The sequence below is a fragment of the Curtobacterium sp. NPDC098951 genome (genome assembly GCF_044759965.1).
Lineage (GTDB): Bacteria > Actinomycetota > Actinomycetes > Actinomycetales > Microbacteriaceae > Curtobacterium.
On the sequence record NZ_JBIWAG010000005.1, the window covers coordinates 220,468 to 232,369 of the forward strand.

The window sequence follows — 11,902 nt, forward strand, 5'->3', positions numbered from 1 at the left end:
GCGGACACTTTCGCGGCCCGCGGGCCGCGAAAGTGTCCGCCCGCCCGAGTCTCGGCACTCCCGCACAACCCGCTGGACACGCCAGGCCGTCCACAGCGAGGGCAGATGCGCGCGGGTGGGCTCTCGGAACGCGCGAGCATCCCGGCATGCATTACCGCCGAACTCGCCCACCACTCCTCCGTGCGCGCGCAGCCGACCCGTCAGAGGGCCGCCGGCTCAGACGCCTCCACGCCGCCGGCAAACTCGTGCGCCTTCGCGCTTCGGTCTACGTCGCAACGGACGTCTGGGCGGCTTCGGAGCCCGCAGACCGCCACCTCATCCGTGCCTGGGCGATCGCTCCGGAGCTGTCAGGATCGGTCACCTTCTCGCACCAGACCGCCGCGCTGATCCACGGCTGGCCCCTCATCGGTGGCATCACGGATCGAGTGCACGTCATCGACGGGACGCTCCACGGTGTCGAACACCGGGCGGGCGTCGTTCGACACGGCGCACAGAGCGGGGCTGGGGTGCCCGACCGAGCTCCCGAGCGCTTCGACGGCGTCCCGGTCGCCGATGCGGTCTCCACCGCCGTGCTCCTCGCGACCACGCTGGAGCCGCACGTGGCGGCAGTGGCGATCGACTCCGCAGTCCGGTCGGGTCAGCTCGATGTCGTCCGGTTCACCGATGCGCTCCCGGACGGCCCGAGTCGCGGATCGCGTCGGGCAAGACTCGTCTCGACGGCGCTGGATCCCCGGCACGAGTCGGTCGGCGAGTCATTCACCGCGATCCGGCTCGTCCAGCTCGGCGTCCGATCGATCGAAGCGCAGCAGGAGTTCCGGACCGGGGCGCGCGTCGACCGTGTGGACTTCTGGCTCCCGGACATCGGAGTCGTCGTCGAGTTCGACGGCAAGCAGAAGTACGGCGATCCCGCGATGCTCGGGAACCGTTCACCGCACGACGCGTTGTGGCAGGAGAAGCTCCGCGAGGATCGGATCCGCATGCACCCCGGAGTGATGACGGTCATCCGGGTGACGTGGTGGCACCTGCTCGAGGCGGACCGCTTCCGCGCGCTCTTCCGCGCACACGGGGTGCTCCTGTGACCGCGCGAGACTCGTCCACGCGGACACTTTCGCGGCCACTCCGGCGCGAAACTGTCCGCCCAGCCGAGACTCGGCCAAGCCGCACCGGCCGCCGCCCGGCCCCGCACGCGACGAAGGCCGCCGCCCCGAGGGGCAGCGGCCTTCGTGACCGAACGGTCGAGACTACGCGAGCTCGATCGTGGCGCCGGCGGCCTCGAGGGCCTCCTTCGCCTTGTCGGCCGTCTCCTTGTTGACACCCTCGAGGATCTTGGCGTCGGCGGTCTCGACGAGCGCCTTGGCCTCACCGAGGCCGAGCGACGTCAGGCCACGGACCTCCTTGATGACCTGGATCTTCTTGTCACCAGCGGACTTGAGGACGACGTCGAACTCCGACTTCTCCTCAGCGGCCTCGGCCGGGGCGCCAGCGGCGGCCGGAGCGGCAGCGGCGACCGGGGCGGCCGCGGTGACCTCGAAGACCTCTTCGAACTTCTTCACGAAGTCCGAGAGCTCGATGAGCGTGAGCTCCTTGAAGGCCTCGATGAGCTCGTCCTGCGAAAGCTTCGCCATGATTTTCTCCTACTACTAGCTAGATCGTGTGGTTGTGGAACGCGTGCCGGATCAGGCCGCGGACTCCTGCTTCTCGCGCAGGGCGTCCACGGTGCGGACGGCCTGCGAGAGGGGTGCCTGGAACAGGTACGCAGCACCGAACAGCGAGGCCTTGAAGGCGCCGGCGAGCTTGCCGAGCAGGACTTCACGGGACTCGAGGTCGGCGAGCTTGTCCACCTCGGTCGCGGAGAGCGGGTTACCGTCGAAGTAACCACCCTTCACCACGAGCTGAGGGTTCGCCTTGGCGAATGCACGCAGCGACTTCGCGACGGCGACGGTGTCACCGTGGACGAAGGCGAGAGCGGACGGACCGGCGAGTTCGTCGTCGAACGACGAGATGCCGGCGTTGTTCGCCGCGATCTTGGTCAGCGTGTTCTTCACCACGGCGTACGTGGCGTGCTCACGGATCGAGTTGCGGAGCTCCTTGAGCTGCGCGACCGTGAGACCGCGGTACTCGGTGAGCAGAACGGCGTTCGAGCTACGGAAGGACTCCGTGAGCTCGGCGACCGCAGCTTCCTTGTTCGCCATGGTTCTCCTTGGGGTTCTTGCCGGCTAGCCCCAGGTCCGTGGCTGTGGCAAGCACAGCCCCACCACATGAAAAAAGCTCCGGCGCAGAGGCTCGGAGCTGCTCCCCCGCGAACGGAAGGAGAGGTTCGGAACACCTGCGCGGGCTGCCTCACGAGTGAGGACCTTCGGTCACGCTGCGAGCAGCACGACAACCGGCGGTCTTTGGCTTCGAGAACTGTAGCACGGCGAGACGCCCCCGACCAACCACGGCACCAGGCGGAGGACCCGGCCGCCGCACCCGCCGGGGCCCCACCACCGCACCAGGCGGCCAGCCCGGACCGACCACCGGAACCGAGACCCGGCCCGGACCGGACAGGAGGCGCGGTGCCGGCCCGACCCGCGCCTCCCGTCCGTCAGCTGCTCGCCGGCGCCACCTCGGGTGTCGTCGACCAGTCCGCGCCAGCGGGCCGCTCGGCCGGCAGGTGCACGGTGAAGACGGTGTCCCCCGGCTCGCTCGTCACGTCAACGGACCCGCCGTGCGCCTGCACGACCGCGTCGACGATGGCGAGCCCGAGCCCGGTCGAGCCGGCGGTGCGGGACCGCGAGCTGTCGGCACGCGCGAACCGTTCGAACAGCTTCGGCAGGAACTCCGGGTCGATGCCCTGCCCGGTGTCCCGCACGGTCAGGTCGACACCGGTGCCCGTGGTCGACGGCGCGATCCCGACCGTGATGCGGGTGCCGTCGGGGGTGTGGGTGCGGGCGTTCGTGACGAGGTTGACGATCACCTGGTGCAGGCGTGCCGCGTCACCGACGACCGTCACCGGGGTCGACGGGACGTCCACCTCGATCGGGTGGTCCGGCGAGGCCGCATGCGCGTCGTTCACCGCGTCGAACACGAGCCCGGTCAGGTCGACGTCGTCGAACTGGATCTCGCGGCCCTCGTCGAGCCGGGCGAGGAGCAGCAGGTCCTCGACCATGCTCGTCATGCGGACGGACTCGGACTCGATGCGACCCATCGCGTAGACGACGTCCTTCGGCAGGTCGCCGCCCATCCGGCGGGTCAGCTCGGCGTACCCGCGCACCGAGGCGAGCGGGGTGCGCAGCTCGTGCGAGGCGTCGGCGACGAACTGCCGGACCTTCTGCTCCGAGCGTTCGCGGGCCTGCATGGCACCGGCGATGTGCCCGAGCATGCGGTTGAAGGCGCTGCCGACGCGTCCGACCTCGGTGCGTGGATCGGTGTCGGGGACGCGGACGTCCTGCAGTGCGTCGCTCCGCTCGAGCGGCATCCGAGCCACGGTCGACGCGGTCTCCGCCACCCGCTCGAGCGGCCGCAGGGACCGTCGGACGACGACCGCGGCGACGACGGACGCGGCGACCAGGGCGGCCACGACGACGATGATCACGACGACGAGCAGCGACCGGACGCTCTCGTACACCGGCGACATCGGGAGCCCGACGACGAGGACGGCGTTGCCGAGCACCGGGTTGTCGACCTGCACTGCGGCGACCCGGTAGCGCCCGAGGGTCCCGCCGAGGTCGATCGTCGCGGGGTCGACGCCGACCTTCACGGTGCCCAGGCGGTCGAGCTGCGTCGCGGAGAGCTGCAGCCGCGAGCTGTTGTCGGTGAGGACGATGCCGCCGGCACCGCCCCCGGAGAAGTAGTAGGCAGTGAGGGTCCCGGCGGCTTGGCCGAGCGGCTGCAGGGCGTCGTCGTTCGGGCGCTGCCCGTTCGGGTTCTGCTGCCCCTCGCCGAACTTGGTGCTCGCGCGATCGGTCGCCTTCGAGAGCTGGCTGTCGATCGCACCCGTCTGGATGGACGCGAGCGCGATGATGCTGCCCGCGCCGATCACCGCGCTGACGGCCACGACGAGGGCGACGATGCTGAGGACCAGCCGTCGACGGAGCGTCACGCGGCCGACCTCACGCGGTGGGCTTGATGACGTACCCGACGCCGCGCACGGTGTGGATCATCGGGGTCTCGCCCGCGTCGATCTTCTTGCGCAGGTAGGAGATGTAGATCTCGACGACCGAGGACTTGCCGCCGAAGTCGTACGACCACACGCGGTCGAGGATCTGCGCCTTGGACAGCACGCGGCGGGGGTTGCGCATGAGGAAGCGGAGGAGCTCGAACTCGGTGGCGGTCAGCTCGATCGGCCGACCGGCACGGGACACCTCGTACGACTCCTCGTCGAGCACCAGGTCGCCCACGACGATGCGCGAGTCGCCGGCCTCGGAGATCGAGATCTGCGAGCGGCGGATGAGTCCGCGGAGCCGTGCCACGACCTCCTCCAGCGAGAACGGCTTCGTGACGTAGTCGTCGCCGCCCGCGGTGAGACCGGTGACGCGGTCCTCGACGGAGTCCTTCGCGGTGAGGAACAGCACCGGGGTGTCGTCGTTGTTCTGCCGCAGCCGGCTGAGGACCTGCAGGCCGTCGAGGTCCGGCATCATCACGTCGAGCACCATCGCGTCCGGCTTCCACTCGCGCGCCGTGCTCAGCGCGTCCTGGCCGCCGTTGGCGCTCTTGACGTCCCAGCCCTCGTAGCGGAGCGCCATGGACAACAGGTCGGTGAGGCTGGCCTCGTCGTCGACGACGAGGATGCGCAACGGGGTTCCGTCGGCACGCGTGAGGCGCGGGGCTGCTGCAGGCTGGGAGATGGTCACGTCTTCGAGTATCGAGAGTTTCCTATGAGCCGTCTGTGGAGCGGCCCTCGGCGCTCTGTGGATTCCCGAGCAGGCACTCGGCGGCCGCTCCGTACCGTGGCCGTCATGCTCCGATCCTCGGCCTGGCCGGCCTCCGCCCGTTCCGTCGACGCCGACGGGGTCGAGGACTCCGCACGGGTCGCGGCCGGGTCCTGGAGGCGCGGCTCGGCCCCGTCGGACCGGCTCGCGTCGGTGCGTACGGTCGCCGCGACGGCGCCCCTGCTGTCCGCGGGCACGGCCGGTGGGTCCTTCGCAGCCCTCGCCGCGGTCGCGGCGGCCGACGTCGCCCTCGCCCGTGCCGTGGAACCGCACCTCGACGCCCTCGCGATCCTGGCGCAGGCCGGTGCCACCGCGCCGGAGGACTCGACGTGGGGCGTCTTCGCTGCCGAGGCGCCGGGGCTGCGGCTCACGGCGACCGCGGAGGGAGCCGGAGCGGGCGGCACCGGCCCGGTCGGCGCCGGCTCGGTCCTGCTCGACGGGACGAAGCCGTGGTGCTCGCTCGCGTCCGTCCTCTCGCACGCCCTCGTCACGGCGCACGTCGGCGAGGACCGGCAGCTGTTCGCCGTCGACCTCCGCCAGGACGGCGTCACCGTGCACGACGAGGCCTGGGTCGCCCGGGGCATGCCGGACGTGCCGAGTGGCCCGGTCGACTTCGCCGGGGTGCGTGCGACACCCGTCGGCGAGCCCGGGTGGTACACCGCACGCCCCGGGTTCGCGTGGGGCGGGATCGGCGTCGCCGCGTGCTGGTGGGGCGGTGCCGTCGGGCTCGCCCGCCTCCTGCGCGACCGCGCCGCCGAGCACCACGGGTCCGAACTCCTGCAGGCCGCCCTCGGTGCGACCGTCGCGGACCTCGCGGACGCCGAGGACGCCCTCGCAGCCGCCGCCGCCCGCATCGACGCCCCCGGCCCCGACGCCACGACGGACCGCGAGTGGGTGCTGCTCGCCCAGGTGGTGCGCTCCCGCGTCCGCCGCTCCGTCGACGCCGTCCGGGAACGGGTCGTCCGCACCCTCGGCCCCGCTCCCCTGACCGCGGACGCGTCGGTCGCGGCACGGGTCGCCGACCTCGAGCTCTACGTCCTGCAGGACCACGGCGACCGGGACCTCGCCCGCATCGGCCGGATCGTGGTCGAGGACGGCGGTGTCGCGTGGTGACGTTCGACCACCGGGAACCGGGCACCGACCCCGAGGACTGGACGACGTTCCTGCGGTCGGTCGACCCGCTCCCCGTCCGGCTCGACGGCCTCGCCGCGATCGTGGTCGTCGCACCGCACCCCGACGACGAGACCCTCGGTGCCGGCGGGCTCATCGCCTCCGCGGCGGACGCCGGCATCCCCGTGCACGTGCTCCTCGCGACCCGGGGCGAGGGATCGCACCCGCACTCCTCGACGACCTCGCCCGAGCGACTGCGCACGGTGCGGGACGCCGAGTTCCGTGCGGCGGTGCGGCTGCTCGACCCCGCGGCGAGCGCCTCGGTCCTGGGCGTCCCCGACGGGGGACTGCGCGAGCACCCGGACGTGCTCCGGGCGGCGCTCACCGAGCGACTCGCAGCGGTCGACGGTCCCGTGCTGGTCGTCGCACCGTGGCGCGGGGACGGGCACCGGGACCACCGGATCGCCGGCGAGGTGGCGGCGGACGTCGTCGCGGGAACACCCGGAGCACGCCTGCTCGAGTACCCGGTGTGGGCTTGGCACTGGGACGACCCGGCCGCCCCCGCGGCGCCGTGGGACCGTGCCCGCGCGCTGGTGCTCCCCCTGGCCGTGCTCGACCGGAAGCGTGCGGCGCTCGACGCGTACCCGTCGCAGACCCGTCCGCTGTCGCCGGCACCGGGTGACGAAGCGGTCGTCGACGCCCGGCACGCCGCGCACCACCTCCGGTCGACCGAGTGGTTCTTCGCCGTGACCGACGCTCCGGCCTCGCGCTCCCGCGCATCGTTCGACGCCCACTACGACCGGAAGCCCGAGGGGTGGGACTTCGACGGCTCCTGGTACGAGCGGCGGAAGCGTGCCGTGACCCTGGCGGCGCTCCCCCGCGAGCGCTATGGGTCGGCGCTCGAGCTCGGGTGCGCGACGGGGGTGCTCACCGCGGCGCTGACCGAACGTGCGGACGACGTCCTCGGGACGGACATCGCGGCTGCGCCCCTCACGCGCGCACGGCTGCGCGCCCCGGCGGCCCGCTTCGTCCAGGCTGCGCTGCCCTCGGAGTGGCCGGACGGCCGGTGGGACCTCGTCGTGGTCTCCGAGGTCGGCTACTACCTGTCGCCGGCGGACCTCGACGCGACGATCGACCGGGTCCTCGGGTCGCTCGACGACGACGGGGTCCTCGTCGCCTGCCACTGGCGGCACCCGGACGACGACGCGGTCACCTCGGGCGACGCCGTCGACGCGCGCATCGCCGAGCGGTGGCCGCGTCCCGCGCTCGTCCGGCACGTCGAGGAGGACTTCGTGCTGAGCGTCCTCCCCGGACCCGCGGTGCGCTCCGTCGCCGCGGTCGAGGGCCTGACGCCGTGACGCTGCCCGGACGCATCGACGTCGTCGTCCCCGCCCACGACGAGGAGGACGGGGTCGCCGGGTGCGTCCTGGCCCTCGCCGACGCGATCCGGGTCCTCGGGCGGGTGCACCCCGGGGTGGGCGTCGCCGTCACCGTGGTGCTCGACGGCTGTTCGGACACCACGGCGGCGGTCCTCCGGTCGACCGTCGCCGCGGACCCGCTCTGGCAGGTGGTGCCCCTGGACGTCGTGGAGACCGCGCACGTCGGCGTCGGTCGTGCCCGGGCGGTCGGGACCGGCAGGGCCCTCGCGAGCGGTCCGCCGCCGGCTGAACGGTGGACCGCGCACACGGACGCGGACTCCCGGGTCGACCCGGGGTGGCTCGTGCAGCAGGTCGACGCCCACGACGACGGCGCGCACGTCCTGGTGGGGGCGGTCGTCCCGGACCCGGTCGACCTCGACCCCGTGGTGCTCGCCCGGTGGGTGCACGCGCACCCGCCGGGGTCGACGCTCGGCCACGTGCACGGCGCCAACCTCGGGGTCCGCGGCGACGTCTGCCTGACGCTGGGCGGCTTCGACCCGGTGCCCGAGCACGAGGACGTCCGGCTGGTCGGACGGGCGCGTGCCCTCGGCTTCGACGTCCGGGCGACGACGGCGCTCCCCGTGGTGACGAGCGGCCGGTTCGACGGCCGGACGCCCGGCGGCTACGCCGAGCACCTGCGCCGCACCTACGGTGACGCCGGCTGAGGCTTCATCGGAAGTTCTTCGGATCCGGCAGCGCCGCTCATCGACTGCCTCCCTACGGTCTCCTCGACCCCAACACCGAGGAGAACCATGTTCCTGACCTACCTCAGGCGCGAACTCACGAACCGCAAGAAGCAGACCGTCATCATCGCGATCGGCATGGCGCTCGCCATCGCCCTCGTGGTCATCGTGTCCTCGATCGCGGGCGGCGTGAAGGCCGCGCAGGCGAGCGTGCTGCAGTCGGTCTACGGCGTCGGCACGGACATCACCGTGACGAAGACCGAGACCCCGACCGGCTCCGCCACGGGCCGCCCGAGCTTCGACTTCGGCAGCCAGGGCAGCTCCGGCAGCAGCAGCAGATCGACCGACCTCTCGCAGTCCCGCCTCGCCGTGTCCCGCGGGTCGAGCACGCTGAGCGCCACCGACGTCGAGACCGTCACGAGCACGAGCGGGGTGAAGGCCGCGACCGGTGTCCTGACCCTCGAGAACAGCACGTTCTCCGGCCAGGTGCAGCAGCAGTCGGACAGCAGCTCGAGCAGCAGCAGCTCGAGCGACAGCAGCAGCGGCACCGGGGCACAGCAGGGGCCGCCGAGCGGCGGCGAGGGCGGCGGCTTCGGCGGCGGCTCGTTCAGCGTCGACTCGTTCACCGTCACCGGCATCCCGGTGTCGGGCGACACGGTCGGGCCGCTCACGAGCACGGAGCTCACGACGGGCCGCACGTTCACGGCGAAGGACGCCGGCAAGGACGTCGTCGTGCTCGACGCCACCTACGCGAAGAGCGAGTCGAAGGCCGTCGGCGACACCGTCTCCATCGGCGGGAAGGACTTCACGGTCATCGGCATCGTGTCGTCCACCGGCTCGTCGTCGACCACCGGTTCGAACACGTACATCCCGCTGGACACCGCGCAGGCACTGGCCGACCTGGACGGCAAGGTCACCTCGATCTACGTCTCGGCGACGTCGTCCGCCGACGTCGGCACGATCAAGACCGCCCTGCAGAAGCAGCTCACCAGCGCCACGGTGTCGACCGAGTCCGACCTCGCGTCGAGCGTCTCGGGGTCGCTGAGCACCGCGTCGAGCCTCGTCTCGAACCTCGGCACCTGGCTCTCGATCGTCGTCCTCGCGGCGGCGTTCCTCATCGCGATCCTCTTCACGATCTCCGGCGTCACCCGCCGCACCCGGGAGTTCGGCACCCTCAAGGCGATCGGGTGGTCGAACGGCCGCATCACGCGACAGGTCGCGGGCGAGTCGCTCGTGCAGGGCGTCATCGGCGGCGTGATCGGTGCGGCGGTGGGCCTCATCGGCATCCTCGTGGTGAACGTCATCTCGCCGACGATCTCGGCGAGCGCCTCCTCCGGGACCACCCGCGGCGGCATGGGCGGTGGGATGCCCGGCGGTGCGGCGACCGCGGCGGCCGGCAGCGGCACGACCGGCGGTGCCCCGGCCGGTGGGTTCGGCGGCGGCGCGAGCACGGCCTCGACGACCGACGTCGTCCTGCACGCCCCGGTCACGGTCGAGGTGATCCTGCTCGCGATCGGCCTCGCCGTCCTCGGCGGCCTCATCGCCGGCGCACTCGGCGGTTGGCGCGCGAGCCGGCTCCGTCCCGCCGAGGCGCTGCGGAGCGTGGCCTGATGCCCGGACCGACCACCGGCACGACCCCCGTCGTCGCCGGCCCCGACAGCACCGCATCGACACCGGAACCGACAGGAGCACCCGTGACCAGCATCGACACCGCGCCCTCCGCGGCGGAGGCGAGCCGCGCCTCCCGGCCCATCTACGCCCTGAAGAACGTGAGCAAGACGTACAAGCAGAAGAACCGGACCGTCACGGCGTTGACGAACGTCGACCTGACCATCCCGCAGGGGCAGCTCGTGGCGGTCCAGGGCCCGACGGGCGGCGGCAAGTCGACGCTGCTGCAGATGCTCGGCGCGCTCGATCGACCGAGTGCCGGGAGCGTGCTGCTCGGCGACCAGGACGTCGCAAAGCTCGGGGACGGGGCGCTGACGAACCTGCGCGCCACCGAGATCGGCTTCGTCTTCCAGAGCTTCAACCTCATCCCGACGTTGACCGCGCTGGAGAACGTCGAGACCGCGTTCGCCGGGTCCCTCGCGAACCGATCACGGGCGGAGATCCGCGAGCGGGCGACCGCCGCGCTCCGGGAGGTCGGGCTCGGCGAACGACTGGACCACCTGCCGGCGGAGCTCTCGGGCGGTCAGCAGCAGCGCGTGGCGATCGCGCGGGCGCTGGTCAAGAACCCGAGCGTGCTGCTGGCGGACGAGCCGACCGGTGCGCTCGACGAGGCGACCCGTGACGAGATCATGGGGCTCATCGAGAAGCAGTGGCGGGAACGCGGGCTCACCGTCGTCATCGTCACGCACGACTCGTGGGTGGCGAAGCGGGCCGAGCGCCGGCTGCACATCAAGCAGGGCCAGGTGCGCGAGGTCTAGCCCTGCCGGCGGCGCAGCCGGTGTTTCGCGCTGAGCGACAGTTCACGGACCACCGAGCGCGTGAACTGTCGCTCAGCGCGTGAGGTCGCGGCGTCGCGGCACCGCGGCGGCGTCGCGGCACCGCGGCGGCGTCGCGGCCCTACGGCGCCACCGGGTAGCCGCAGTACGCAAACCAGCGGGAATCCTGCGACCACGGCGGCACGTTCACGGTCCCCTGCCCGCCGTCGAGCGTGACGAGGGTCTCCGGCTGGACGGCGATCCGGGCACCGCGCACGAGCGAACCCGGCAGGAGCCGGAGCTCCACCCGGTGGTCGGCCGGGTGCCCCTGCACACCGGGTTCGTACGACAGGTAGAGCAGGTGCGCCCCGTCCGGCGAGACGTGCGGGAACCAGTTCACCCGGTCGTCGTTCGTGATCCGCACCGGGTCGGCCGCGCCGGGCCAGAGCGCGACGAGCTGCGCGGTGCCCGGCGTGAACCGCTCCGAGTTCCACACGAGCACCTCCCCGGCGAACGAGACACCGTCGTCGGGGTGCTCGTCGCGGGTCAGGAACGTCGGGTCCCCGGTGGCGGGGTCGACGAGGGCGACGTCGGTGGTCCAGACGCCCTCCTCGGTGCGCTCCCCGACGATCGCCGCGAGGGTCTCCCCGTCCGGCGAGATGCCGTGCAGGTAGAACTTCCGGACGACCGGCAGGGCGGTGGTGACGTCGGTGAGGGTCGCCGCCGCTCCCCCGGCCGGCACCGGCACCCGGTACAGGTCTCCGTCGCGAGCACTCACCACGACGGACGGGCCCGAGGGGTCGAGCACGTGGTCGTTGTTGATCTCGGGGACGCCGGGCATCGGGACGCGCACGAGTGCGGTCTCGTCGACGACGGCGTCACCGTCGGCAGGGAGCCGCAGCAGCCAGAGGTCGCCGCCGCCGTTCAGCACGAGGGTGCCGTCGTGCAGCACGTTCGGCGCCTCGACGAGCAGGGTGCTCGACTCGAACACGATCCGGCTCGTCCGGCTCGCGACGTCGTACACGTGCACTCGGCTGGTCTGTCCCGGCAGCAGTTGCCGCCCGCGTGGCTCGCTCATGGTCCCATCCTGTCCCGGTTCCGGCCGCCGAGTCTCGCCCCGGCGGACACCTTCGTGGCTCCGGCGGCGCGAAACTGTCCGCACCGCCGAGTCTCGGCACACGCACGCCGCGTGCACGCACACGCGCGCGCACCGGCGCACGCACGGACGGGAGGCGCGGGGGGGGGGGGGCCCCCCCCCCCCCCCCCCCCCGGGGGGGCGCCCCCCCCCCCGGGGGGGGGGCCCCCCCCCCCCCCGGCTACAACCGCGCGGTGGTGTTGCCCGGGCAGAAAAACACGAG

At 72.5% G+C, this 11,902-nt stretch carries 11 protein-coding genes; 6 read left to right on the forward strand and 5 right to left on the reverse strand.

What is annotated here, in order from left to right; genetic code table 11:
* The first annotated feature begins 245 nt into the window (after nucleotides 1–245).
* Nucleotides 246–1,079 carry a hypothetical protein gene (locus tag ACIQUC_RS14960; protein ID WP_402268417.1) on the forward strand — a complete coding sequence of 278 codons (834 nt, stop codon included), beginning with the start codon at nucleotides 246–248 and terminating at the stop codon, nucleotides 1,077–1,079.
* Between the two features lie 162 nt (nucleotides 1,080–1,241).
* Here ACIQUC_RS14960 and rplL read toward each other — a convergent pair whose 3' ends face one another.
* The 4 genes from rplL to ACIQUC_RS14980 all read right to left on the reverse strand — a co-directional run bounded on the left by rplL (nucleotide 1,242) and on the right by ACIQUC_RS14980 (nucleotide 4,832).
* Nucleotides 1,242–1,625 carry a 50S ribosomal protein L7/L12 gene (gene rplL, locus ACIQUC_RS14965; RefSeq protein ID WP_022907351.1) on the reverse strand — a complete coding sequence of 128 codons (384 nt, stop codon included), beginning with the start codon at nucleotides 1,623–1,625 and terminating at the stop codon, nucleotides 1,242–1,244.
* A gap of 51 nt (nucleotides 1,626–1,676) precedes the next feature.
* Nucleotides 1,677–2,192: a 50S ribosomal protein L10 gene (gene rplJ / locus ACIQUC_RS14970; RefSeq protein WP_022907352.1), complete on the reverse strand. Its 516-nt coding sequence runs from the start codon at nucleotides 2,190–2,192 to the stop codon at nucleotides 1,677–1,679.
* Between the two features lie 392 nt (nucleotides 2,193–2,584).
* Nucleotides 2,585–4,081: a sensor histidine kinase gene (locus tag ACIQUC_RS14975; protein ID WP_402268421.1), complete on the reverse strand. Its 1,497-nt coding sequence runs from the start codon at nucleotides 4,079–4,081 to the stop codon at nucleotides 2,585–2,587.
* A gap of 10 nt (nucleotides 4,082–4,091) precedes the next feature.
* Nucleotides 4,092–4,832, reverse strand: coding sequence for a response regulator transcription factor (locus tag ACIQUC_RS14980; protein WP_031262639.1), 741 nt, complete (start codon nucleotides 4,830–4,832; stop codon nucleotides 4,092–4,094).
* A gap of 105 nt (nucleotides 4,833–4,937) precedes the next feature.
* Between ACIQUC_RS14980 and ACIQUC_RS14985 the strand changes: the two genes are divergently transcribed.
* From ACIQUC_RS14985 to ACIQUC_RS15005, 5 genes are all read left to right on the forward strand, one after another.
* Entirely contained in the window at nucleotides 4,938–6,023 is a 1,086-nt protein-coding gene (locus ACIQUC_RS14985; protein WP_402268424.1) for an acyl-CoA dehydrogenase, read from the forward strand.
* Entirely contained in the window at nucleotides 6,020–7,378 is a 1,359-nt protein-coding gene (locus ACIQUC_RS14990) for a PIG-L family deacetylase (RefSeq protein WP_402268426.1), read from the forward strand. Before ACIQUC_RS14985 ends, ACIQUC_RS14990 begins: the two co-directional genes overlap by 4 nt.
* A complete protein-coding gene (locus ACIQUC_RS14995; RefSeq protein ID WP_402268428.1) occupies nucleotides 7,375–8,103 on the forward strand; it encodes a glycosyltransferase in 729 nt (242 codons plus the stop codon). The genes ACIQUC_RS14990 and ACIQUC_RS14995 overlap by 4 nt, the downstream gene beginning before the upstream one ends.
* An 87-nt stretch (nucleotides 8,104–8,190) precedes the next feature.
* Complete coding sequence (locus tag ACIQUC_RS15000; protein ID WP_402268431.1) at nucleotides 8,191–9,732, forward strand: ABC transporter permease; 1,542 nt, start codon at nucleotides 8,191–8,193, stop codon at nucleotides 9,730–9,732.
* Nucleotides 9,733–9,815: 83 nt separating this feature from the next.
* Complete coding sequence (locus ACIQUC_RS15005) at nucleotides 9,816–10,547, forward strand: ABC transporter ATP-binding protein (protein ID WP_402268434.1); 732 nt, start codon at nucleotides 9,816–9,818, stop codon at nucleotides 10,545–10,547.
* 139 nt (nucleotides 10,548–10,686) lie between these two features.
* Here ACIQUC_RS15005 and ACIQUC_RS15010 read toward each other — a convergent pair whose 3' ends face one another.
* Nucleotides 10,687–11,622 carry a TolB family protein gene (locus tag ACIQUC_RS15010; RefSeq protein WP_402268437.1) on the reverse strand — a complete coding sequence of 312 codons (936 nt, stop codon included), beginning with the start codon at nucleotides 11,620–11,622 and terminating at the stop codon, nucleotides 10,687–10,689.
* Between the last annotated feature and the right edge of the window lie 280 nt (nucleotides 11,623–11,902).

Bases quoted from the DNA above. Each gene is read 5' to 3' on its own strand.
- rplJ (WP_022907352.1), bottom strand. From the start codon at position 2,192: ATGGCGAACAAGGAAGCTGCGGTCGCCGAGCTCACGGAGTCCTTCCGT.
- rplL (WP_022907351.1), bottom strand. From the start codon at position 1,625: ATGGCGAAGCTTTCGCAGGACGAGCTCATCGAGGCCTTCAAGGAGCTC.
- ACIQUC_RS15010 (WP_402268437.1), bottom strand. From the start codon at position 11,622: ATGAGCGAGCCACGCGGGCGGCAACTGCTGCCGGGACAGACCAGCCGA.
- ACIQUC_RS15000 (WP_402268431.1), top strand. From the start codon at position 8,191: ATGTTCCTGACCTACCTCAGGCGCGAACTCACGAACCGCAAGAAGCAG.
- ACIQUC_RS14985 (WP_402268424.1), top strand. From the start codon at position 4,938: ATGCTCCGATCCTCGGCCTGGCCGGCCTCCGCCCGTTCCGTCGACGCC.